Consider the following 22,794-nt stretch of genomic DNA (forward strand, 5'->3'; position numbering starts at 1 on the left):
CGCAGCGGAGGGCACACATCGGCAGGCAGCAGACGGAGCGGTTGAGGCGCCGGGCACGACTTGAGGCTTACCATCGCTGCATGGACTCACGCGAGACCGCCCCCTCCCCCGAGCGCAACAAGCAGCCGATCCTCGAGGTACTTGCGCGCGTATTGCCGCCACGCGGCCTCGTGCTCGAGATCGGCAGCGGCACCGGGCAGCACGTGGCGCACTTCGCCAGGGCTTTGCCCGCCCTCACTTTCCAGCCCAGCGAGATGGACGTGGAGCGTCATGCTTCTATCGAGGCGTGGGTGAGCGAAGGCAACCTGTCGAACGTAAAGCCGCCCCTCGCCATCGATATCACGAAGCATCCCTGGCCCGTATCCGCGGCCGATGCGGTCGTGTGCATCAACGTGATTCACATCTCCCCGTGGGAGGCCACGCTCGCGTTGATGGCGGGCGTCGGCAGGATCCTGCCCGCCGGTGGCGTGCTTGTGACCTACGGCCCGTACATGCGCGGCGGCGCGCATACGTCGCAGAGCAATGAAGCGTTCGACGCGAGCCTGCGCGCAAGGAATCCTCTCTGGGGCGTGCGCGACATCGACAAGGTGGTGGAAGTGGCGGGCAATGAAGGCCTTGCGCTGGAGGAGGCCGTACCAATGCCGGCAAACAACTTCACTCTGGTCTGGCGGAAATCAAACGACGCACCCCCCGGCGCGCGGGCCCTCATCGACGGGTTTGCTTGAGCACCAAAGCTGTCGGCCACGAATGGCGGGAACTGGCCGACTTTAGCCCGTCGGCACCCGGCACTCGAGGCTTTCTGCAGACGCCTCGGTCCGGTCACAGCATCGAATGCGAGGGCTCCATCTCTGCTGGTCCTATGGCGGAATGCGAGCGTTAGATTCTTCAAGGAGGTTCCGTGCCCTACCTGCAACTCGACGTAAATGACAGCTATCCCAAGGACTTGAAGCAGCGCCTCGCGGCTCGGATGTGCGAGACCTACTCCTCGATGATGAGCGTTGACATTCGGCGAATATCCGTAGCGATTCGAGAATTGGGTGCGGGCGGAATTTGGCGCATCGCCGAGGTGGGCGAGGTTCCCGTTCCAGTCTCCTTGCTGATGTTGGACATCCGCCGGGGCCGGCCGGCCGAACTTCGGATGGAGGTGGCCAGAGCGTTGTGCGCTCACTGCATCGAACTGCTCGGTCTCACTGGGGACCGCTTGAATGTCGAATTCACTCAGCATGATGGCGACGAGATGTACCATCCCACGCTGGGTGGCTTCAGCCCAGACTGGAAGCAGGGAGAAGCCTAATTCCGACAGCAGTTCGGATGGCTGCTCCTGGCCCAAGTCCTGCTTATCGGGCAGCGCAGGGGCTACTACCGGTTCTGTCTGTGAGCCGCCGATCGAATTTCTGCGCCGAAAGACGGTGACCGTTGCGGAGAACGGTCATGCACTTCTTCGCGACGCGGCGTTCTTACCACCTACCCGCGCCATGGGGTGATGCGCGGTAACCATCGCCTCACGTTCGCCCGATAGCGCTTGTACTCGTCGCCGAACTGCTCGCCCAGCGCAGGCTCTTCGTAGGCGACAACGAACAAGAAGAATCCGGCCCACACGATCGCGCCGTACCCCAGCGCCGCGACGCTCCCGAACAGGAGGCCCTGGCCGGCGATCAACGCCGTGACTGCCACGTACATCGGATTGCGGACGTAGCGATAGAGCCCGGTGACGACGAGGCGCTTGGGAGGCATCACGGGCGCCGGTGTGCCGAGGCCCTGCAACGCGAAGCGAGCGAACGAATCGAGCAAGATGGGCAACCCGGCGACGATCAGGGCGGCGCCGAGCACGCGCGCGATCGGGAATAGCGGAGGCGCAAAGTGCCAGTGCGTGAGGTACCAAGGGACGTACACGGCGAGCGTGCCCGGAGCAATGACCAGGAAGATCGCGGAACCGATGATCGCGGCGGCGCGCTGCACGATAGGAGCATACAACGCCGCCGCGAATCGTGCGGATGGGCGAGCGCTGGCGTCACGTCGACGCCGCAAGCTCTAACCGCTTTCGCCTGGGTGCCCGTCCAGCGTCCCATGAGCGTGATCCCCAGCACGATGTTTACCGCCACGGCGCACTGTCCTTCAACAAGGGCCTGTGCGCGCCTGCACAACCCTGCCGCCAACTTTGCGCACCATCGAGGACGTCCTTAAGAGGCCAGAACCATGCCAACAGACACCAGTACTCCGATTTCCGATGGCCACTCGCTCGAATATCGCGGTTTCCGCTTTGAGCTACGCGCAGAGCCGGCGCGCGGCGCATATCAACCCATCGTCGTTCTTGTTCGAACTCCTGCGGATGAGGAAGAGACGCAACTGCCCAACGACACCGAGGAAATTGTGTATGGCACGGAGGCGGAAGCGATCCGTCACGCAGAGCAACAGGCGATGCGTTGGGTTCATGACCGCACCGGCGATGGGCAGGCGCAATTTTGAGCAGCGCTCGCCGGTAGGCGCGCCGGGAGGAGATGTGCGAGGCGTACTGCTCGACCCACCCAGACCCACCGGCTTGGGCGGCGCCCAGCTTTCGGCGCCGTTGATGTGCTCTCAGAAACACTGCGGACCGATTTTGCGCAAATGGGCACCAGTCAGCGCCCCGCCAGGCGTGAGAGCTGACTAGATGGCAACGCCATAGGGCGGCCGCGTGACGCCTGCCTGCCATCACCGGTCTTCCGCGTGCGCCAAGTGGCAGCTCAGGGCCTGCAGCTGCATCGAGAGGCGGAGCAGCGAGCCGTATTGCACAGCAACCTCTTGGCCCCGACGAGAACGAGCAACGTTGTCGCCGGCTTGGCGCTCTATGCTGCGCCAGGCGTTCCGCCCTCAACGCACACTCCCTCAAAGGCCTGATGGACGCAGTCAGCCTCGACAAGGTGCACATCATCGGCAACTCGATGGGTAGGCACATACATCGCCATGGCGTTTGCGCTCGCCATCCCGGCCGCGTGGGCATGCGAATTCGTGGTTGGAAGCGTTAATCCAGCGTCACGCCGGCCTTGCGGACTACGTCCGCATAACGCGCTTGTTCGCGGCTGAAGGTCGACACTGCGGCTTCTGGCGTGGTGGGATTGATGATGTTCTCCTGTTCTGCCATCGCCTTCTTCACCTCGGGCGAAGTCCACGCGGTTACGATGGCCTCGTTCAGGCGTTTCACATCTGTCGGAGCGAGCTTGGCCGGTCCGATTGCGGCGAGCCAGCCGCCCACGGTGACGTTGATTCCTTGCTCCTGTAGCGTCGGAATATTCGCGAGGGAAGGCACCCTTATTGCGCCAGTCGCCGCCACCGCCCGCAAGGTCCCGGCCTTGAGGTGCGCCTGTACAGCAGGAACCGCGAGCACCCCGAAATCGACCTGGCCACCTATCAAGTCGGTGATCATCTGTCCGGCGCCCTTGTAAGGGATGTGGCGAGCCTTCACCCCCGCCCCGTCGACGAACATCTCGGCGGCAAGGTGAAGAATGGTGCCGTTGCCGGATGAACCGAAGTTGTATTGGTCCGGCTTGCCCTTGAGCAGCGCCACCATCTCCTTGGCGCTATTGACCGGCAGCCTTTGCGGATTGACCACGAGCAAGAACGGCGTCTCCCCGACGATCGTGATCGGCGTGATGTCTTTCAGGCTGTCGTACGGCATCTTCTTGTAGACGGCCGGGTTGACGGTGTGGTTGTTCGAGACGAACGCAATCGTGTTGCCGTCCGGCGCGGCCTTGACGAGCTGCTGCGTGCCGATGATCCCACCGGAGCCGGGCAGGTTCTCCACGATGACAGGGCGGTCCAGCGCCTTGCTCATTGCGTTCTGAGCGGACCGAACCATGACATCCTGGCCGGAGCCGGCGCTCGCGGGAACGATGATCCGCAAGGGACTGTTGGCCCCCTGAGCGGTGACCATGATGGGGTGCGTGATCAGGATCGCAGTGGCAGTGAGTCCACCGATGAATGCGCGACGATTCGTAGATTGCATGCTTGTCTCCTTGGGTTTTAGGGTTTCGGGTGCCATGGAAGGCGTCATTCGCCAAACAGGGCACGCAATTGATCGAAGCTCACGATGCGGCCGGCGATGGCGCTCGCTGCCACCGTGCTGGGGCTCGCCAGCCAGAGCCTCCCCGGACCGGACCGGCCCGGGAAGTTCCTGTTGATGGAGCTGACTGTCACTTGGTCCGTCCGGTCTGATACGCCGGGGCCGGCGTTGACGCAGGCGCCGCAGCCCGGTTCGATCAGCTCGACGCCGGCGCGGCTGAACACCTCGAACATGCCCTCGCGCAAGCTGAAATCGCGGACGTCCTGGCTACCGAACTGGACGATGAAGCGGGTCCCTGAATGCACCTTCAAGTTGTGTCCCACTGCCCACTCCAGGACCTCATGGCAGTGGCGCAGGTCTTCGCGCTTGCCGCCTGTGCACGAACCGCCATATGCGATGTCAATGGGAACTTGTTCCTTCAATTCGGAGACGCTCACGCCACTGCCCGGGTCGCCGGGCCTTGCCAGCATCGGCTCCAGCCGTGAGCAATCGATCTCGATCGTGTGCGCGACCGCGGCGCCGTCGTCGCTGCACATCCAGGGCTCGATGCGAAAATCAATGCCGCGGCGCTCGCGCAAGAAGCGGCGCGTCTCCTCGTCGGGCGCGACGATCCCGGTGAAGCCGCCCATTTCAGCGACCATGTTGGTCAAGGTGGCCCGCTCGTCGGTAGGCAATACGGCCAGTGCTTCACCCGTGTACTCGAATACTTGCCCGATGGCGTGGCCCTCGCGCACATAGGGGGTGCGCAAGATGTGCAGCGCGATATCCTTGGCCTCCACGCCCGGGCGCAGGCGGCCCTGGAGCAGCACCTTGCAGACGCGGGGCACTTCGAGGCGCACCTCGCCAGTGACCCATGAATTGGCGATCTCCGTCGCGCCCACACCGAAAGCCAGTGCGCCGAGCGCGCCGCAATGCGTCGTGTGCGAATCGGTGCCCGCGGCCACCTGACCAGGAAGCACGTACCGCTCCGCCATGATCGAGTGGCTGATGCCTTCTGAGCCTTCGCGATCGCGCAGCAACCCATGCAACCGGATGCCGTACTTCTCGCAGAACAGCTGCTGCACGCGCTGCAGGTTCTGCGCGGCATCGAGAAGCCCGATGGCCTTGCGCTCCGCGGGCATGCTGTGGTGCACGAAGGTGAGATGGTCGGAGAAGCAGAGGATGCCCTGTGGATCCTTCAGGTGAAAGTCGCCACCGGTGGCGCGTTCCAGGACCGTGACCGACATGGGGGTTACGTACTCGTGGGAATAGCGCCAATCCGCCCTGACGAACAGCGATTCGCCGGGCCGCACAGGCTGCTCGCCCCCACGCGCGCGGGCGATGATCTTTTCCGCGTAGGTCATCGCCCGAGGCGCAACGGAGCGCGGCTGCGGAGCCCAGCCTTCGCGTCGCGCCTGCGAAAGCTTGAAGAGCCCGCCACGCCGAATCAGCTCGGCCGTGAGTTCGTCCTCCCCTCGCGTGAACTCCTCGATCGGAATGCTTTCGCCGCAGCGGATGCGCTCGATGAGCCCGAAATCGGTGGAGGTCAGGAGGCCGAGATTGCGGCAGTTCTGCCGGTAGATCCGCTCGAAGCTGTCCGCGATGACCAGACGGACGCCTGCGCACAACTCCGCAAACGGGCTGGCCTCGCGCGACGAACCCTTGCCATAGCGGCGGCCCGCGACGGTTACTCGGAACCCTCCCGCCTTGACGCTGCCGGCCTTCACGGGCGTCCGGTCGCCGCACTTGAGCCCGAGGTAGGGGAACTCGCCGAGCTTCTCGTCGTAGTAGTAGCAAATGTTCGCGGGCGTGATCTCATCGGTCGAAACGTCCGTGCGCAACGGCAACGCCATGTCGAGCGACAGGTCCTCGCCAGCGAGCTGGCGATCGATGATCTGCGGGTCCTGGGACAGAAACAGGATGCGCCCGTCGAACCGAAGACTTGGCGCTGTTGCGGAGGCGGTGGACAAGAATAGTCTCCTTGTATAAGTTCAATTGCTGCGTCAACCTGAATTCTGCTCAGTTGCCACCGAAGGACAAGTTAGACTTCCTGAGTTCATATAAGCTGAACTAATGTCAAATCTACCGCTCACGGCGTTGCGCGCGTTCGAGAAGGTCGCTGAGCAACTCAGCTACACCCGAGCCGCGGAGGCGCTCCATGTCACTCAGAGCGCGGTGAGCCAGCAGGTGGCCCAGTTGGAGGAGCGCGTGGGCAAGCGTCTGGTCGAGCGCAGCGGACGGTCGCTGCGCCTCACAGGGCACGGTGAATTGCTGGCTGCCGCTTGCCAGCGGAGCTTCGGCGCGTTGGAGCGCACGCTGCAGCGGGTCTCACGCGGCGGGGACGGGCAGGCGCTGCAATTCAAGCTGCCGCCAACCTTCGCCATGAAGTGGTTGATGCCGCGGCTGCCGGGCTTTCAGGTCCTGCATCCGCAGTTGGAACTGCACATCAACACCAGCGTGCAGGCCGTGGACTTCGAATCGGAGGATGTCGATGTCGGCATGCAACGAGCATCCGAGCCGGATCCAGGATTGCATGGCATTTCCGTCATGGACGAAGCCGGGATCCTTGTGTGTTCACCGCGCCTGTGGGGCAGGCGAAAGTCGCGGGTTTCCGAACTGGCCACAATGACCTTGCTTCACAGCGCCAATCGTCCCGACGATTGGCCCCTGTGGTTCCGCCTCATGGGCGCGCCCCAACTCAAGCCGGCCAATCAAATTGAGTTCAGTTTTTCTCTGCTGATGTACCAGGCTGCGATCGAGGGGCTGGGTGTCGGCATCGCGCAGCCTGAGTTCGTGGAAGAAGACCTGGCATCAGGCCGTCTTGTCGCGCCTTTCAAGCAGGTCGTGTCGACCGGAAGGAAACACTTCCTCGTTTGTCCGGCCCGGGGCCGGCACGACCCTGCAGTCGCGCGGTTTTTCTCCTGGGTGCAGTCAGGTGCCAAGGCGCAGCGAGCAACCCAGGAGCATTGAGGACTTTTCAGCGCAGGTTGTGCCGTCAAGCTCAATGTCCGCTGCCGTGCGCATTCCTGACATCCATCACGACGTCTCGTAAGGCAGCAGGGGGCCCGGACTACCACTCCGGCGACGTGAAGGGGCGCCTCTCGATCAGGCTTCGAACCGGGTGACGCAGCGTGATTTCCCTCGGTGGCAGGGAAGGGCAGCAACCGCTGCGTCGCCGCAGCACGACATGGTGCTCGTTAAGGAAAGGGAAGGGTACCCTTCGTCGCCGGCCATGAAGGTCAAGGAGGCGCGCCCTTCCGAAGCGCCAATGACTGCCTCCGCTTTGCAGAAGACGGCGCAGTGGCTCGCCAGCGGCGGTCGAGTGTCATGGTCGGCAACTGAGACTAGCGGACCGCCATCCCATACACTTCTCGCCCATGTTCGCGTTCGCTTCGCAAGACAAGTTCGCCGCTGCCGGTCCCGCGGCTACCGCCGTCCTTCGGCACCGCGCAACCGACCCTGAGATCAAGGACGGCGCCTGGAGCTTCGACCGGGGCACCGCGTCCAGGGACGGCCGGTCCAGCGCCTGGGGCAAGTTCTCACATGTCAGCGAAGAGGGGTGGCACCGCGACATGCTCTCGATAATGGCGAACGAGAACGGTGAGGGCAAGTGGACCGTCACGCACACCATCGTGCGCGCCAAGAACGCGTAGGCTCCGGTCAGGTCCCCGACCGGGCCATCATCGACGCCGCCAGGATCAAGCGAGCGAACTTGGTCAGGTCGCGCTGGCCGCCGCTCGTCTGCATCGCGGGGGTGTGGACATTGGAGTCGTCAAGATGAAGATTTGCGGCCGGTGGCAAGTTTTGAGCCTTACCCACTTCGCCGTCTTGTCGCCCTGATCATGTCCAAGGGCTCAAGCAACGTGAGTGCCGCTATGCTGTTTGGTCGGCAATCTTGCCCAGGCACTCCCCCAGCAGTGCCGTCGCTGCACGCAACTGTTTGGCGGACAGTGCGGCGTACCCCAGGAGCAGGCCCTGCGGTGCGGGCTGACGCCGGTAGTGTGGTGCGATCGGATGCAGCCCCAAACCGCGCTCCGCTGCGTGCGCGGCCAGCGCTTCGACCTGGCGCGAAGTCCAGCCCGGCAGCCAACCAACCACATGCATGCCGGCGCGTGAGTCGTTGACCACCAGATGCGTGCTGCAATGCTCGCGCAGACCGTCCAGCAACGTCGCGCGGCGGCGGCGCAATTCCGCTGAAGCATGGCGCAAATGACGATCGAACGCGCCGCTTTGCATCAGCTCGGCCAGTGCTGTCTGCTCGATGCTGCCGCAACCCAGGTCGTCGTGCAGCTTAGCGGCGATGAGATCGTCGCGCACGCCCCTTGGGCAGACCACATAGCCAAGGCGCAGCCCCGGGAAAAGCACCTTCGAGAAGCTGCCGACGTAGATCACCCGGTCGTGGACATCGAGCGATCGAAGTGCCGGGATGGCGACACCGTCGTAGCGGAACTCGCCGTCGTAGTCGTCTTCGACCACCCAGCAGCCGCGTAGAGCAGCGTATTCGAGCAAGGTTGTTCGCCGCGCCAGTGACATCACGGCGCCGGATGGGAATTGGTGCGACGGCGTAACCAGGACCATGCGGACGCCGCTTCCGCGTGGTAGGACCTCAACCCGCAAACCCTCGGCGTCGACCTTTACCGGCAGCAGGCGCGCGCCATGAGCCTGCAACGCGCGCGATGCGAATTCGTACCCGGGATCCTCAATCGCGACGAGCGACCCTTCGTCGATCAACACCCGAGCGAGCAGAGAGACTGCCTGCTGCGTCCCGCTGACGACCACCACGTCATCGGCGTCGCACACGACGCCGCGCCGCCGTGCGAGATACTCGCTGATGGCCTGACGCAGCACACGCAGGCCAACGCTTGGCGGGTAACCCCAATCCCTTGCGCCCACCGCCTGTGACAGCTCGCGCCGCCATGCGTTGACCAGTGGCGGGTCGACCAAGGGCTCGCCGTAGTGCAGGTCGTAACGCAGGCGCTGAGCGACGCGGCGAAGCGTCAGTGCCGGCAAGCCCCGTAAGCGGGCGGCGTAGCGTGTCTGGGCCGGAACCTGCGCCTTGATCGACGGCCTGTCACCCAAAACCGCTGAGGTCGCCACAAAGGTGCCGGAGCCGACTCTGGCCACCGCCAACTGCTCAGCACACAGCATCTCGTAGGCTGTGATCACGGTATTGCGCGACAGCCCCAACTCCGCGGCCAGCACGCGCGTCGCAGGCAGGGCTGCACCAGCCTTCAGCTGGCCATGAAGGATTGCACGCTTGAGTGCCCGCGCCAGCTGCGCGTAGAGCACGCCATTTCCATCAAACTGCAAGAACATGGTCCGAGACGCTGTCCGAACTGGTGCCGACCAGCATACCGATGTGGCAGGCCAATGGGGCCACTTCAGCGCAAGTCGGGCCCGGCCGTTCGGGCCCACCAATTGGCACCGGAGTGTCGGCGTGGATTGGTACTTTATTCATCGGCCTGAATGCGTAATCTTGGTGCCACTCGACGGGCCATGTCGGCCCATCCCGGGAGCACACCATGTCCACGACCCTGACCCCCTACTTGAGCTTTGGAGGCAACACCCGCGAGGTCTTCGCCTTCTACGAGAAGGCGCTCGGCGCCAAGATCGAAACGATGATGAGTTACGACGACATGCCCGCATCACCCGCGGGCGCCGACGGTTGCGGCGACGGCCCGCGCCCCACCGGCAACAGCATCATGCATGCGTGCTTGGCGCTGCCCGGTGGCGCGAAGCTGTTCGCCGGCGATGTGCCACCAGGCATGCCGTACGAGGGCGTGAAGGGCGCAATGCTGGCCATCCAGTACGACACCGTCGACCAGGCGCACGGCGCCTTCCACGCGCTGTCGCAGGGCGGTCAGGTGACGATGCCGCTGGCGCCGGCGTTCTGGGCCAAAACCTTCGGCATGCTCACTGATCGCTTCGGCGTGTGCTGGGGTGTCAATGGGGAGTCCATTGCGTTCGGATGAGCACATGACGCTCGAGGGGTACATCACCAACATCCGGGCCAAGACCGGCAAGGACCCCCAAGGACTTCTTCGACGAGGCCGTGCGCAGCGGCGTTTTGCATCCCGAGACGAAGACGATGCAGTTCATCGCGTGGCTGAAATCCACGTCGGGGCTCGGTCATGGGCACGCGATGGCGGTCTGGGAAGCCTGTCAGCGCAACGGCTGGGTTCCGCTCGCGCAAAGAGCAACGCCGGCGCCCCGAGCCCCCAGCAGGAAGCGCACCTCATGATCGTAGCGAATCCGAAATGACGGGCGCACCTGGCGCCTTCCCACAGATCCGGAGCTTCATGCGGTGGTCCAGGGAAGCCCCAGCGATGGCACGGCGCACAACGCACCGGGCATCTCCAAGTGGCTGACCGGGCGCACCGCTGCCCGCCAGGCGGGACACGGTGCTGGAGCATCGCATTGCGTCAGAGCCCGCCGAGATGCCCTGAAGCGGCGCTCTGTTGAGCGCCGCCTCCTCACCCGGCAGCCGGCCGCGCCCGGTCTGGTTGCGTGTAGTCGCACACCCCCTCCGGGAAGATGCGCTTGAGTTGCTCCACCTGCTGGGCACTGGGCGCCGAATTGCCATAGGTGCCGTCAGTCAGAGCCTTGTCCACCGGCTTGAGCGCGCAGCGGTAGATGCCGCCCTCGATCGGCGCACCGGCCACCGTGCGCGACGTGCCGTAAAGCGGGAAGCTTTGCGTGCATGCGCCTGCGGGCTGACTGTCCAAGATGCCGGTCCAGACGCCGCCGCCCGCGCTCATGCGCTGGCCTTGCAGGTTGAAACAGGCGTCCACGGCATCGGTCGGCTTGTTGCCCACGATGCCACCCGCAGGATTCGTGCGCATGTTCGCGAGCCACTGGTCCATGACGTCGAGCGCCTGCATCGACTGGCTTGCCTTGGGCGTGCCGGGCGTGGTGTCGGTGAACCACACGACCAGGTTGTCGCTGTGACCCATCTTCTGCAGCACGCGCTGCCGCACGGCGAAGGACTGGTGGCTGTTGTGCATGTCCAGTTCGCGTTCCATGTACTGGCGATGATCGATGGCCGGTACGTCCAGACGCCCGGTGAACACATGCCCCGAGGTGTAGGCCGCCCGCATCGCGAGCGGATCACCCGCTGTGCGCGGCGCCGGCGCATCGGCCGCGGTCAACCGCATGTTGCGACGACTCCAGGGGTCGAAGTAACCGGGTTGCGACAGCGCTTTGTTGATCTCCGACTGCGTCGTGCCGAAGAAGGGAAAGCCTTCCTGCACCATGTCACTCGGATGCTTCCAGCCGCCCACGTGCCAGTTCAGGTGCACGAACTCGTCCATCGTGATGTGGCCCGCTCGCAGGGACTTGAGGCCGTATTGCACGCCCACGTTGTCCCAGGTCGTGCGGGCCGCGCCGCTGGCGTCCACGCCGTAGACATTGCGCAGGTCGTCGTAGTGGGTCCAGCGGATGGCCGCAATGTCGCTTTGCGGCTCGTACAACTGCTGGTTGGGCGCCTGGCCGTACCAGGGGTTCATCGACAACGGCGTGAGGCCGCGCCACGCCGGCACGCATTCGGTGCTGCCCTTTGCGGTGCTGTAGCCCAGCGCGATCTTCAGCGGCGCGAGCGCATCGTTCACGCGCGCGTTCGGCCCGCCGTCGGGGTTCTCCTCCGCATTCATGCCCACCAGCCACGTGCGGTTCTTGGTCACGCCCCACTTGCCGTTGGCACGGTCGGTCGCGTCCATGTAGTGCTCCAGCAATTCGCAGTCGCCAACGTGGATGGTCTGCGTGACCATGTCGGGGTAGCTCTGAACGGGCAGCAGGCCGTCGAGCACGCCGGGGTTGTTCTGCGCGATCATGTACTGCTGGATCGCGCCGCCCGAGCCGCCCAGGCCGACGGTGTAGACGGGCGCGCCATAGCGCTCAATGAAGCGCTCCTTGGTCATCATCGCGGTTTCGCCGGCGAGGTTCATGTTGTAGTGCGTGCCGGTGTTGTTGCCGCTCGAATGGACGATGGCCCAGCCGCGGCCGAGCACGTCGAGGTTCATCGAGCCGCCATGCACCGTCCCCTGGCTGTGGCCGATCGCCACGCCGCCCTGGAACCAGTAAAGCAGCTTGCCGTTCCACAGCGAAGTGTCGGCCTGCGCGACGTTGTCCGCCGCCGGCATGGGCGCGAGCATCGCGATGCTGTAGAGGAAGCGGTTGATGCTGCCGATCTCGCGCCGCACGACGAAGTCCACCGTCCGGCCGTCTGCCAGGGTTGCCTGGCCCATGTCGGCGGGCCGCGTGCCGTCGGCCGGCAGCGGCTTGAGCGCGCCTGCCGTGCTGCGGTACTGGTAGCTGACGAAGGTGTCGATCGAGCAGTCCTGGCTGTAGCCCAGCAAGGTGCCCTGCGCATCGCGCACCGGGTAGCCCGGCGGCACAGCGCTGTCCACCCGCGGCTGCTTGCCCACGGCCCCCTGGATCGTGGTGCAGACGAAGGGCGTCTGTTGCGGCCCGGTGAACATCGGGCCCGTGATCGGGTAGTTGGTCAGCGTGAGCTGGTCGCGCCCCTGCCCATTGCCGTTTCGATGGCGGACCTCCAGCGTGTTCGCCCCCAGCTTCAGGCCGCTGATCAAGCCTTCGAGGCCGACCGCGGTTTCGGCGAGCTTCACATCCAGGCGCGTGCCGTTGAGCCACAGCTCCAGCTTGTCGCGCAGGCCCGGCGCGGCGCGGACCTCGATGCGCGCATCGCCGCCCGAGACAAACTCGGGCGCGCTCGACAACACGCGCAGACGCACGCTATTGCCGTTCTCCTTGTCGTTCTGCGCTTTCGCCTGCTGCGCGGCGTCGACGTCGGCGCTGCTCTTCGAACTACTTGTGCCGGTGCCGCCGCCTAATCCGGAGCCTCCGCCACTGCTGCCTCCGCCGCAGGAAGCCAGCAGCACTACACACACGGCCGATGCGGCCGTCAGACCTTTGGATGTCATCGTGTCTCCTCGGGCACGCAGGCCCTTTGTTGTCGTTGCCAGCTCCGGGTGCCCGGCCGTTGGCTGCGGATTGCTCGCGTACAGGACGCGGCCGCGCGAAGGCTAGACGTTTTTGCGTCACCTGAACATAGGTTCCGAATCTGATGCGCAACCGAGGCAGCTCCGTCAGCCGTGCGCGTCATCGCGCGCGATGCAGGCCCGCTCGAACACCGCTTCCAGCGAACTGCTCCTGCGCGCGACGTTGAGATCGCGGCGCGAGACTTCGGTTCGTGGCTGTCGCTTTCAGGTGAAACGGAATGTAAGAAGGCGATCCGCTCAGCGTTCGAACGACGCATTTGAACGCGTAATGCGCGGGATGGCGGACAGGACCTAACCAGCCCGAGTGCGCCAGCTGCGACTCGGTTGCCGTTGTCGTCCTTTCGTCGTCCGCGTCGGTGACGGACTATGTCTGCACCTCCTTGTGACCGATGTAGACCTCGAGGGCCGCGTGGCGTTTGAATGACCGGAATCGACCTCATCAAAGGCGCTCGCCAAGCGGCAGCGAAGGACCGAAGCCGCTGCGTAGCGAGCGGTCCATGCGGTCTAATGCGGCCGGGGCGGTCTTCGATTGCGTGTGATTGGCCACACGCATCTGGTTCGCACTACGGCGCCAGAGCCAGTGGCGTTTGCAGTCCGCTGCGAACGATCTTCACTTTCGAGCTAATCGGCCCGTTCGATGCGTCTCCGGGCTTGTGGATCCAGTACTGATGACCGCCGCTTTCCTCCCTCAGCGTGTAGCAGCGCTCTTGCGTCTGGCGAGGTGGTGTTGATGCACAGCCCCCCGAGCTTCAACGCGCCAGCGGTCGTCCGGGCTTTCTTCGGGGTCTCGACGGCCTCGCGTGTCCATGAACACGTAGCGGCCATCGGCGCGGAAGTACTCGAAGGTGATCAGATAGGCCTCTCGGCAAAGCGACCCGTGCAGCCAGCACGGTCAAGGTCTTCCGGGCGTTCATGTGGCGGTCTTGAACGTGCTCGTGGCAGCTGCGCTGGCGGGTGAGACGTCACATCCCAATCCAATGCCTGGTGGCTCAACCCTGCGCATCGAGATGGCATGAAAGGGGCACTTCACGGCGCAGTCGCTGCAGCCCGTGCACAGATCCGCAGCGGCCAAGGTCGAATACTTCTTCCAATCGACCACTTCGAGGCAGAGCAGGTGAAGGTCGCACGCGGCGACGCACCAGCCGCAGCCGGTGCAACGCGCGGCGTCGACGTCAGGCTGCCAACCGGGTCGGGCCGACCGGCCGGCCATCGTCGCCGCTTCAGTCAGGTGGCTGGCCTTCATAGCCTTCGATGATTTCCAGGTTGCCCGACGTGGGCAATCCAATAGCCTTTGGACATGTCCTGCTCCTGGAGCGGGTTCGGGTGCGATCCTAACGGAGCCAGGCGCGTCGATGTGTCCCCGCTCCCCTGGCGGAATTGCTGCGCAGCATGGTTTCTCTCACCGCGGTCCTTCGGGCCTGCGGCAGAATCCTTTACCCGCGGCAAAGCCGAGACTCAAGGAACATCACAGATGGGCGCGCAATGGAAAGCCAAGCACAAGGACCTGGCGGCCAACGCCAAGGGCCGCTTGTTCGGCAAGCTCGCGAAGGAAATCATGATCGCCGCCCGCAGCGGGGCCGATCCGGCATCGAATGCGCGCCTGCGACTGGTGGTGGAGCAGGCGCGCAAGGTCTCGATGCCCAAGGACACGCTGGAGCGGGCCATCAAGAAGGGCGCCGGCCTGACCGGTGAGTCGGTGCATTTCGACCGCGTGATCTACGAGGGCTTTGCGCCGCACCGGGTGCCGGTGATGGTCGAATGCCTGACCGACAACGTGAACCGCACCGCGCCGGAGATGCGGGTGCTGTTCCGCAAGGGCCAACTGGGCGCCTCAGGGTCGGTCGCCTGGGATTTCGACCACCTCGGCATGATCGAGGCCGAACCGCAGCAGGTTGGAGCCGATCCCGAACTGGCCGCCATCGAGGCCGGCGCGCAGGACTTCGAGCACGGCGAGGAGGGGATCACGGTATTCCTGACCGACCCCGTCGATCTCGACTTGGTCAGCCGGGCGCTGCCGGCGCAGGGTTTTTCTGTGCTGTCGGCGAAGCTCGGCTACAAGGCCAAGAACCCAATCGATCCGGCCAGCCTGAGCGCCGAGGCATTGGAGGAGGTCGAGACCTTCCTGGCCGCCATCGATGCGAACGACGACGTGCAGAACGTGTTCGTGGGACTCGCGGGGTAACTGCCCACGTTTCCATCGGGCCTGCTGCACCTGCGCGCTGGGTCATCCGCGGCCTGAGCCAAGGACTCCTTGGGGTGGTGCGGCTCGATCAGCGCGCACAACTGCGCCCACGGCACCACGCGCCATCTCGACCAGAAAGGCCGCACGCTTGGTCGTCTTGCCCTACTGATCGAGCCCGCCGCGAGCGATCTGCTTCATCCGCCCTTTCCCGTTGCCTGAGACGACAACGAACCAAACCAAGCAGCGATGGACTGGATCAGAGGCTCCATAGCCACTAGAGCAGGTAGGGTACGAAGCGTTGTGTGCGGCGCATGTAGTCACGGTAGGCATCGCCGAAATGCTCGATGCACTCTTTCTCCTCGCGCTTGGCGGTGACGAAGATCAGCGCTGTCGATGCCAACACCAGTACCAAGCCCAGCCAGGTGAAGCGCTGCAGGAAGACCCCCCAGGCAAGGCAGATCAGCGCCGTGTACATCGGATGGCGGATGTATTTGAATGCTCCCGTCGTCACCAGTCGAGTGGTCTTCTCGAATCCGATCAGTGCCGCGTCCTTGCGGGCGCTGCTCGGCTGGCCCAGCCGTCTCAAGCGGCGTGCCGCATGCAGCGGCAGCCAGGCCGACGTGGCGAGGAACAGCTGCGCCAGCAACTGGCTCGGTGACAGCAGAGGATCGTCGCCCCAAACCGGCAGATTGATCCAGATCAGGCCGAGGATGCACTCCATCGCGAAGAAGCGATAGAAGCCGTGCGAGCGCGGCCGCGTGATCGCTCCCCGCGAGATGTACAGCAAGACCGAACTGACGATGACGAAAGTTGCGGGGTAGGCCTGCAGGGGCAGAAGCATTTGCGAAATTTACATGCAGTGCGCTGTGGTGGAAAAGGTCAAGCGCCATCGAAATCGGATGGCGCAAGGGCCGCTTTCGCTGCAAAGCCGCACGATGGGCGCTGGTGGGGAGCCAGGGAGAGGCCCAATGCGGTCTCCCTCTTCCCGCTCGAGTACGACCGCATTGCGGGTGCGGATACAAGCAGCCTCTCCAGCAGCCAGACCGTTGGTCGGCCCCGCCATAGGTTTAGGGATGTATTCGTCTACTGCCGCGCCATCGCAATGCGCATGGCATCTTCCGGCAAGACCAGATGATCGACGCTCTCTGCAGCGTCGGATATGGCAAGTTGCACGCCTTTGACGCGCCCGTTGAACACGTTGTCCTTGGCTCCGTAGTCCGGGGAAACCGGCGCGCCGGTGTCTTCGCCCACATCGCAGCCGTCGTCCGCGGAGAAGACCATGGCCTGGGTCATCGGAACAGAACCCTCGCCGGCCTTCTTGCCGTCGATGAACAACGTCACTTGGCCGCCCTTGCCGAGCCCGCCGCCCGCATAGGCGAACTCCATACGCACCTGGTGCTCGCCGGTCGGCAGCGGATCCGCTGATTCGACGTAATAGTGGTTCACGCCTGCCACGTTGTAGCAGTACTTGAGCTTGCCCTGGTGCGCGTAGAGGGTCCAACCGCCGATGTTCGCCCCCTGCGCGATGATGACGCCCCGCGCGCCGGCGCCCGGGACCTCGATCTGGGCAGTGACGGAGTGCGACTTGTTCTTGAGGTTGAGCACGCAGTTCTCCGACAGCCGGCTCATGCCGCCGAACAGCAACTGCGTCTTTCCCCTGATCAGCACGGGCCGGCCTGCGGTGTCGGGGTTCATCTTTTCGACCACCCGGTCGTCAATGGGCAGCACCTTGTAGCGCGTGGCCTCGATCAGCCACAGGCGCTGCAAATCGTGCAGCTTCTCGGGCATCTGCTTCGACAGGTCACGGGCCTGGCTCCAGTCCTTGGTCGTGTCGTAGAGCTCCCAGACGTCGTCGTCGAGCGGCACGGTCTTGCGACCCACGAGGACCCACGGTGTTCCATGCTTGGTGACAGCGGTCCAGCCCTTGTGATAGATGCCACGGTTGCCGAACATCTCGAAGTACTGCGTCTCGTGCCGCTCTGCCGCATTCGCGTCGTTGAACGTGTACAGCATGCTGACGCCCTCGAGCGGGTCTTGCGCCACGCCGTTGACTTCGACCGGCTCGGGCAAGCCCGCCGCCTCGAGAATCGTCGGCGCGATGTCGATCACGTGATGGAACTGCGAACGCATCTCGCCCTTGGCCTGGATCCCCTTCGGCCAATGGACGATCGTCCCGTTGCGTGTGCCGCCCCAGTGGGAAGCCACCTGCTTGGTCCATTGGTAGGGCGTATTCATTGCGTGGGCCCAACCCACGGCGTAGTGGTTGTACGACTCCGGGCCGCCAAGCTTGTCGTAGCGTGCCATCAGGAACTCGGGCGTTTCAAGTGCAGCAAGTCCGTTGAAATTCGCCATCTCGTTGTAGGCACCGTTCAGCGTGCCCTCCGCAGAGGCCCCGTTGTCGCCGACGATGTAGTAGACGAGCGTGTCGTCGAGAATGCCGAGCTTCTCCAGGCTGTCGAGCAGGCGGCCCACATGATGGTCGGTGAATTCCATAAAGCCGGCGTAGACCTCCATCTGCCGACGCAGGATCGGCTTGAGCGCTTCCGGCATCGCGTCCCATGCGGGGATTTCCTCGTGGCGCGCGGTCAGTTCGCAATCGGCCGGGATCACGCCCAGCGCCTTCTGCCGGGCAATGGTCTCCTCGCGCAGCTTGTCCCATCCCTGGTCGAACTTGCCCTTGTACTTGTCGGCCCACTCCTTGGGGACGTGATGGGGCGCGTGGGTGGCACCGGGCGCGAAGTAGGCGAAGAACGGCTTGTCGGGTGCGAGGACCTTCTGCTGCCCGATCCATGACATGGCCTTGTCGGTCATGTCCTCCATCAGGTGATAGCCCTCCTCGGGCGTCTTCTTCGGTTCGACCGGGTTGGTGCCTTCATAGAGGCTCGGATACCACTGGTTGGCTTCGCCGCCGATGAAACCGTAGAAATACTCGAAGCCGCCGCCGCCCGTCGGCCACGCGTCGAAAGGTCCGACCGAACTCGTCTCCCACACCGGCACCTCGTGGCACTTGCCGAATTGCGCGGTGGAGTAGCCGTTGAGCTTCAGCGTGCGGGCCAAGGGGGACATGGAGTTGGGCAGCACCGAGCTGTAGCCCGGGGCCCCCGTGGCGATCTCGGTGATGCCGCCCATGCCGCAGGAGTGGTGGTTGCGGCCGGTCAACAGGGCCTGGCGCGTCGGCGAGCACAGCGCGGTGGTATGGAAGCGATTGAACTTCAGCCCACCAGCCGCCAGCTTCTCCGCGTTCGGCGTCTGGCAGGGGCCGCCGAAGGCACTGGACGATCCGAAGCCGGCATCGTCGATGAGGACGATCAACACGTTGGGCGCTCCCTTGGGTGGACGCAATTGGTCGATCGGTGGAAAGTGGGTGTCGGGGTCCCGCGCGTCGTAGGTGATGAGGCCGGGCCTCGACGTGTTGCGCATCGGGAGATGCGTACGAATCTTCCCGTGCTCCGAATCCTGGCTGTTCGGCTTGGCTGGATTGCTCACGACTTTCTCCTCGGTGGACTCGATGGAGCGATTCACACAACGGACGCGCCCGCCCCTTTGGAGCGTCCGCTTTCAGGTGGAGGCAGCGAGCGTACCCGCAACACGTCTTGCCGGCCACCGGAAGTTACAAAGTCAGCTCGCATCGAAAGCGGGCGTCGGGGCATCGGGATCAACGCCTGCAAGTGGCCGACAGGCCCAGTTCGAGATCCGAGCTCGAACGCGTGGGCTTCAGACTGGCTGCCGTCGTCCAAGTTCGACGGCCGAATGACCGCGGTGGCCGAGACCGGACATTGAGAGCAGGTCGGCTCCACTCAGGACCAGCCTTTCGCCCGTTGTTGAGAAGATGACAGCCATGCTCTGAGAGCGCGAAAGTTCAGGTTTCGCATACGGCGAACTTGCTGATGCTTCAGCCGTGCGCATGAGGCGGTGACCGATCTGGGCCGAGCCGAACCCGGCCACAAGGTGCTCGAGATCGGCGCGGGTTCGGGTCATCTGGTGGCGCATCAGCCCGAGGCCCTCCAAACCGTCGAGATCGTCGAGCCACCGGGGCCGCAGACTGCGCAACGCCTCGAGAGGCCGGGTTGCGATCTCGTCCAGGTGGCAGTATTCGATTGCTTCAGCGCCCGCTCCCAACGCCACCAGGACGAACGCTGCAATGCACGCAGACCCGAGCGTCAGGGCAGAGGTCGCGATCGAGAACACCTCGGAGTGGGAGGCCATCTCGGTGCGCAGCGCGCAGCCGGCGAGTGACTTGTTCATGATCGATTCCTTGGTGGAGGGCACAGGCGAAGAATCGGCGCTGCGCACTCAGCCGACAAAGGGCATGCGACGAAGACGAGGAAGTGCCGGGTCAAAGGCGCCGGACGCGTCGCAACCCGCGAGCATCGACGTGGTGGCCGACGAATGCGCCGGTCACCGCCCTGCGGGCTCATCCGCGCCCGGCCGGACTCATCCCGGGAAACGGCGGTTTCGTCGGTTCGCACCTGTTTCGCAGGCGGCGTGAGGCGCACAATGATCGCGTTCTTCCCCTCGGAGGCCGCGATGTTCGGGTTCAGTCGCCTTGCACCCTTGCACAGCGGCGACAGCTATGTCGCGCGTGTGGTGCGTGCTCTCGGTTGGCAACGGCTTGCGGTCGTTACGCTGGTGACGATCCTTGTGTCGACACGGCCGTTGCTCGAAGCCGACGTCGTCGGGTTCTTCACTTCGGTCGAGATCGCGATCCTGTGGATCGAGCTTTTCGCCGAGATGGCGCTGATCGCTGCCGTGCTGGCGCTCGGCTATACCTTGCTCGACGAAGCCCTGCCACCTCGCATGCCACTGCGGTTGGTCATCGTGTGCGCAATGCTGCTGGGTCTGTCCATCGTGATGACGGTCCTGCTGTACGCCCACTACGCGGACGGCTTCGACCACTTGCCGCCGCCGCTGCGCCTGGTGGCCGACTCGCTACGCTGGGGTCTGCCGGCCATCGTCCTGGCGGTGATCGCCGATATGCACCATCGCGCGTTGCAGACCGATGCTGCCGCGCACGCGGTGGAGCGATCGCACGAACAATTGGGGCGGGACGAGACCGAACAGCAACTGGCGCTGTTGCAGGCCCAGATCGAGCCGCACTTCCTGTTCAACGTGCTGGGCAACGTGCGGCGTCTGTATCGCACGCAGCCGCAGGCCGGTGCAAGCGCGATCGCCAACCTGATGTGCTACCTGCGTGCAGCGTTGCCGCAACTGCGCAGCGAGCACGCGCGACTCGGCGACGAACTCGAGTTGGTGCGTGCGTACCTCGGCCTGTTTCAGGTCCGCATGGGCGCGCGCTTGAGCTTTTCGATTCAAACAGACCAGGCTTTGCACGGCATCGAGTTCCCGCCGATGCTGCTCATCACGCTGGTCGAAAACGCCATCAAGCACGGACTGGAGCCGAACGGCCGCGGTGGCGAGGTACTCGTGCGTGCGAAGCGCACGGGGCAGTTGCTCGAAGTTGCCGTTCTCGACGATGGCCTCGGATTCGCTTCCGCGGCGAGCGACGGTACCGGCGTGGGGCTCGCCAACGTACGCCGCCAGCTTGCAGCGCGTTATGGCAGCCAGGCGCGATTGGCTCTCGAATCGCGCTCGCCGCGGGGCGCCTGCGCGACGATCGTGATCCCTCTGCGCACCTTGCCGGATGTCGGCCCAGGGCGACTTGAGACGGCCAGCGCCTGAGGAGTGAATGATGGCCGTTGCCGTTCTCCGTGCGCATCTGGATCTGCAATCGACGGCCTCCCATGCCGTCGACTTCGCGCACTGGCTGCGAACGCATCGCGGCGCGGTTGTGCTGGCAGGTCTACTTGCGTTCGCACATTCGCTGATTTCACTCGTCGGCGCGCTCAGCGTGTTGCCGCAGGTGACGCTCCCTCTCGCGCTCACGGGGACCTTCAAAACGGTCACGCTCGGTATCGTGGACTGGCCCGCGCTTTTGTTGACGGGCTATGTGTTTCAGCGGCTGAGCCTGACCGGCTGGCGGGCGGGCGTTGCCACGTGCGGCCTGGCCGCGTGCGTGGCAATCGCCTACGCGTCGCTGCCCTACCTGTCCGCATGGGGGGACATGTTGGAGGCGACGACATCCGGTTGGGGCTTCGCAGTCACCTCCGCCTTGAACGGGTTCATGTCGGCGCTGCTCTTTTTCGCCCACCTTCAGCGCAGCCACGTGCACGAGGAAGCTGCCAAGCGTCTTGCTGCTGCGCAGCGGGCTCAGCGCGAAGCGCGGCGCCGGTTGGCTCAAGGGCGTTTGCAGGCGGTGCAAGCGCGGATCGACCCGCAACTGTTGTTCGACATGCTCGATGCCGTGCGGCGAGCCTACGAGAGCGAGCCGCCGCGCGCCGAGCAACTGCTCGACGAACTGGTCGCCTTCCTTCGCGCGGCGCTCCCGCGGCTGCAGCACGCTTCGTCGAGCGTGCCGCGCGAGGCCGAGATGGCGTGCACGTGCGCGCGTCTGCACGCGCTGGCAGCCCCGCCCGGTGCCAGCATGGCCCTCGCCGTCTCGGCCGAGGTGATGGACGCTCGCTTCCCGCCCGGCGTGCTGCTGCCGCTGCTCAACGATGCGCTGCAAGTGCGTGCAGGCGCCTGCGAGTTGAGCGCGGCGCGGCGTGCAGGCGCGTGCCGGCTGGTGCTGACGCTGCCGGCACGGCCGTCGGATGCCACCGCCCGGCGGGTGCGCGGTCTGCTGAACGATCTCTACGGAACGGCCGCCGAACTGGCGCTGGCCGACACCGGCGGCGTGAGCCGCGCAACGATCGAGGTGCCGTATGAACATGCGTGACTCGAGTGCGGGTGACTCGATGCTGGGCAACCCGGAGGTCCTGCTGGGGCCGACTGCGATCCTCGCCGAAGATGAACCGCTGCTCGCCGACGAACTGGCCGAGCGCTTGCATCTGTTGTGGCCACAACTGCGGATCGTTGCGCGCGCGGGCGACGGAGTCGAGGCGCTGAACGCCATCGAGACGCATGCGCCGGACCTGGCGTTGCTCGACATCCACATGCCGCTGCTCACCGGCATCGAGGTCGCACGCCAGATCGCCGGGCGCTGCCACGTCGCGTTCATCACTTCGCACGACGAGCATGCGCTCGAGGCCTTCGAGGCCGGTGCGATCGACTACGTGCTGAAGCCGCCGACCACCGCGCGCCTGGTGACGACCGTGCAGCGCTTGAAGGCGCGCTTGCAGCAATCGCCGGCCGACCTGCGCCGCGCGCTGAAGGGCGTCGGCGCTGCCCCGCCCGCCGCGCCACGCTATCTGCAATGGATCAACGCCTCGCGCGGTGCCGCCGTGCGATTGATCACCGTCGAGGAGATCGTGTACTTCAAGTCCGACCAGAAGTACACGCTCGTGATCACGCACGACGCCGAAGCGGTGATCAGGAAAACGATCAAGGAACTCACCGACGAACTCGACCCGACCATGTTCTGGCAGGTGCATCGCTCGACGGTGGTCAATGTGCACGCGATCGACAGCGTCATTCGCGACGATCGCGGCAGCCTCACGCTGCGGCTCAAGCAGCGCCAAGAAACCCTGACGGTTAGCGAAGCCTACAACCACCTGTTCCGCCAGATGTGAAACAGTTTG

The 22,794-nt window shown here is 64.7% G+C and carries 19 protein-coding genes and 2 pseudogenes; 12 read left to right on the forward strand and 9 right to left on the reverse strand.

Features of this window, described 5'->3' with window-relative positions:
* The first annotated feature begins 80 nt into the window (after positions 1-80).
* Positions 81-725 carry a DUF938 domain-containing protein gene (locus QTI04_RS01430; RefSeq protein ID WP_286604123.1) on the forward strand — a complete coding sequence of 215 codons (645 nt, stop codon included), beginning with the start codon at positions 81-83 and terminating at the stop codon, positions 723-725.
* Positions 726-898: 173 nt separating this feature from the next.
* Positions 899-1,294 (forward strand): tautomerase, encoded by a 396-nt coding sequence (locus QTI04_RS01435; protein ID WP_286604122.1) that lies wholly within the window; start codon positions 899-901, stop codon positions 1,292-1,294.
* 170 nt (positions 1,295-1,464) lie between these two features.
* Here the strand turns inward: QTI04_RS01435 and QTI04_RS01440 are convergent, their stop codons facing one another.
* The gene (locus QTI04_RS01440; protein WP_286604121.1) at positions 1,465-1,974 is read right to left on the reverse strand and encodes an isoprenylcysteine carboxylmethyltransferase family protein; all 510 of its coding nucleotides are present in this window, start codon (positions 1,972-1,974) and stop codon (positions 1,465-1,467) included.
* A 222-nt stretch (positions 1,975-2,196) separates the two neighbouring features.
* Here QTI04_RS01440 and QTI04_RS01445 point away from each other — a divergent pair, with 222 nt between their 5' ends.
* Both QTI04_RS01445 and QTI04_RS01450 read left to right on the forward strand, forming a co-directional pair.
* Positions 2,197-2,466 carry a hypothetical protein gene (locus QTI04_RS01445; protein ID WP_286604120.1) on the forward strand — a complete coding sequence of 90 codons (270 nt, stop codon included), beginning with the start codon at positions 2,197-2,199 and terminating at the stop codon, positions 2,464-2,466.
* 374 nt (positions 2,467-2,840) lie between these two features.
* A pseudogene (locus QTI04_RS01450) lies at positions 2,841-2,967 on the forward strand (2-hydroxy-6-oxo-6-phenylhexa-2,4-dienoate hydrolase); the annotation flags it as partial.
* A 34-nt stretch (positions 2,968-3,001) separates the two neighbouring features.
* On the opposite strand, the gene QTI04_RS01455 reads toward QTI04_RS01450, so the two are convergent.
* Both QTI04_RS01455 and QTI04_RS01460 read right to left on the reverse strand, forming a co-directional pair.
* On the reverse strand, positions 3,002-4,018 hold the full coding sequence (locus tag QTI04_RS01455) for a tripartite tricarboxylate transporter substrate binding protein (RefSeq protein ID WP_286613896.1): 1,017 nt from the start codon (positions 4,016-4,018) through the stop codon (positions 3,002-3,004).
* 8 nt (positions 4,019-4,026) lie between these two features.
* A complete protein-coding gene (locus QTI04_RS01460; protein WP_286613897.1) occupies positions 4,027-5,988 on the reverse strand; it encodes an aconitase family protein in 1,962 nt (653 codons plus the stop codon).
* Between the two features lie 127 nt (positions 5,989-6,115).
* On the opposite strand from QTI04_RS01460, the gene QTI04_RS01465 reads away from it, so the two are divergent.
* Positions 6,116-6,988, forward strand: coding sequence for a LysR substrate-binding domain-containing protein (locus tag QTI04_RS01465; RefSeq protein ID WP_286604117.1), 873 nt, complete (start codon positions 6,116-6,118; stop codon positions 6,986-6,988).
* A 407-nt stretch (positions 6,989-7,395) separates the two neighbouring features.
* Complete coding sequence (locus tag QTI04_RS01470) at positions 7,396-7,671, forward strand: hypothetical protein (RefSeq protein WP_286613898.1); 276 nt, start codon at positions 7,396-7,398, stop codon at positions 7,669-7,671.
* Positions 7,672-7,891: 220 nt separating this feature from the next.
* Here the strand turns inward: QTI04_RS01470 and QTI04_RS01475 are convergent, their stop codons facing one another.
* Positions 7,892-9,334, reverse strand: coding sequence for a PLP-dependent aminotransferase family protein (locus QTI04_RS01475; protein ID WP_286604115.1), 1,443 nt, complete (start codon positions 9,332-9,334; stop codon positions 7,892-7,894).
* A gap of 206 nt (positions 9,335-9,540) precedes the next feature.
* Between QTI04_RS01475 and QTI04_RS01480 the strand changes: the two genes are divergently transcribed.
* Both QTI04_RS01480 and QTI04_RS34240 read left to right on the forward strand, forming a co-directional pair.
* On the forward strand, positions 9,541-9,990 hold the full coding sequence (locus QTI04_RS01480; protein ID WP_286613900.1) for a VOC family protein: 450 nt from the start codon (positions 9,541-9,543) through the stop codon (positions 9,988-9,990).
* A 62-nt stretch (positions 9,991-10,052) separates the two neighbouring features.
* Positions 10,053-10,259: pseudogene (locus tag QTI04_RS34240) on the forward strand (DUF4287 domain-containing protein); the annotation flags it as partial.
* A gap of 232 nt (positions 10,260-10,491) precedes the next feature.
* Here the strand turns inward: QTI04_RS34240 and QTI04_RS01485 are convergent.
* Together QTI04_RS01485 and QTI04_RS34245 are read right to left on the reverse strand one after the other, a co-directional pair.
* A complete protein-coding gene (locus tag QTI04_RS01485; RefSeq protein WP_286613901.1) occupies positions 10,492-12,957 on the reverse strand; it encodes a DUF6351 family protein in 2,466 nt (821 codons plus the stop codon).
* 988 nt (positions 12,958-13,945) lie between these two features.
* Positions 13,946-14,278, reverse strand: a complete 333-nt coding sequence (locus QTI04_RS34245; RefSeq protein ID WP_369292792.1) for an ATP-binding protein — start codon at positions 14,276-14,278, stop codon at positions 13,946-13,948.
* A 228-nt stretch (positions 14,279-14,506) separates the two neighbouring features.
* On the opposite strand from QTI04_RS34245, the gene QTI04_RS01495 reads away from it, so the two are divergent.
* Entirely contained in the window at positions 14,507-15,217 is a 711-nt protein-coding gene (locus tag QTI04_RS01495) for a YebC/PmpR family DNA-binding transcriptional regulator (protein ID WP_286613902.1), read from the forward strand.
* A 274-nt stretch (positions 15,218-15,491) separates the two neighbouring features.
* Here the strand turns inward: QTI04_RS01495 and QTI04_RS01500 are convergent, their stop codons facing one another.
* The 3 genes from QTI04_RS01500 to QTI04_RS01510 all read right to left on the reverse strand — a co-directional run bounded on the left by QTI04_RS01500 (position 15,492) and on the right by QTI04_RS01510 (position 19,462).
* A complete protein-coding gene (locus tag QTI04_RS01500; RefSeq protein ID WP_286613903.1) occupies positions 15,492-16,058 on the reverse strand; it encodes an isoprenylcysteine carboxylmethyltransferase family protein in 567 nt (188 codons plus the stop codon).
* 242 nt (positions 16,059-16,300) lie between these two features.
* Positions 16,301-18,703, reverse strand: a complete 2,403-nt coding sequence (locus tag QTI04_RS01505) for an arylsulfatase (RefSeq protein WP_286604108.1) — start codon at positions 18,701-18,703, stop codon at positions 16,301-16,303.
* Positions 18,704-18,931: 228 nt separating this feature from the next.
* Complete coding sequence (locus tag QTI04_RS01510) at positions 18,932-19,462, reverse strand: hypothetical protein (RefSeq protein ID WP_286613904.1); 531 nt, start codon at positions 19,460-19,462, stop codon at positions 18,932-18,934.
* Positions 19,463-19,714: 252 nt separating this feature from the next.
* Here QTI04_RS01510 and QTI04_RS01515 point away from each other — a divergent pair, with 252 nt between their 5' ends.
* From QTI04_RS01515 to QTI04_RS01525, 3 genes are read left to right on the forward strand one after another with little or no spacing between them, the layout of a single operon-like run.
* Complete coding sequence (locus tag QTI04_RS01515; RefSeq protein ID WP_286613905.1) at positions 19,715-20,896, forward strand: sensor histidine kinase; 1,182 nt, start codon at positions 19,715-19,717, stop codon at positions 20,894-20,896.
* Between the two features lie 10 nt (positions 20,897-20,906).
* A complete protein-coding gene (locus QTI04_RS01520; protein ID WP_286613906.1) occupies positions 20,907-21,992 on the forward strand; it encodes a sensor histidine kinase in 1,086 nt (361 codons plus the stop codon).
* Positions 21,979-22,785 (forward strand): LytTR family DNA-binding domain-containing protein, encoded by an 807-nt coding sequence (locus tag QTI04_RS01525; RefSeq protein WP_286613907.1) that lies wholly within the window; start codon positions 21,979-21,981, stop codon positions 22,783-22,785. Before QTI04_RS01520 ends, QTI04_RS01525 begins: the two co-directional genes overlap by 14 nt.
* Positions 22,786-22,794: the final 9 nt, after the last annotated feature.

The organism is Variovorax sp. J22R115 (assembly GCF_030317005.1).
Taxonomy (GTDB): domain Bacteria; phylum Pseudomonadota; class Gammaproteobacteria; order Burkholderiales; family Burkholderiaceae_C; genus Variovorax.